Annotated in this window: 1 protein-coding gene; it reads left to right on the top strand. The window is 61.0% G+C overall.

All coding sequences use genetic code 11. The features are described from left to right. Positions 1-558 (top strand): gluconeogenesis factor YvcK family protein (locus AB8E48_RS08975; RefSeq protein ID WP_368886484.1); only part of this gene is annotated, 558 nt, incomplete at its 5' end. Between the last annotated feature and the right edge of the window lie 26 nt (positions 559-584).

Raw genomic sequence — 584 nt, 5'->3', positions numbered from 1 at the left:
CTGGATCCGATGGTCATTTACGGCACCGTGTTGCGTGAGCATAACGGCGGCGGTATTGAGCGTGTGAAGGTGGTCGGCCAGGTGAACCTCTCTAAGGAGGAGCGCGTTCACGATATCGGTCTGACCCCTGAGAATGCTCGCCCCTGCCCGGAGGCGCTCTCCGCTATTGAAGAGTCCGATTGGATTGTTTTGGGTCCGGGTTCGTGGCGTACGTCGGTTCTGCCGCATCTGCTGTTGGACGCTCAGCGTGAGGCGATTATTCGCACGGAGGCGCGCCGCTGCGTGGTCATGAACCTCTCCGACGATAAGGAGACGGTTGGCTTCACCCCGGCAACCCACCTGGACTTGTTGCGCCAGTACGCCCCGAAGCTGCACCTCGACGCCGTAATTGCTGACGCGGACATGCAGGCGGATCACCGTTCCGAGCTGGAGCGTGAGGCTTCTGCGATGGGTGCGAAGGTTGTGTGGGCGCACCTGCGCTCCTCCGCTCAGCCGAATGTGCACGACCCGCTGAAGCTCGCTGCCGCGTATAACGAAGCGTTTGAGCTGAGCGCATAGAATCACCGTTGCGGCTGCTATTTTGG

This window comes from Rothia mucilaginosa (genome assembly GCF_964211445.1).
Lineage (GTDB): Bacteria > Actinomycetota > Actinomycetes > Actinomycetales > Micrococcaceae > Rothia > Rothia mucilaginosa_E.
The sequence above is the reverse complement of the archived record's forward strand: the minus strand, read 5'-3'. Positions and strand labels throughout refer to the sequence as shown.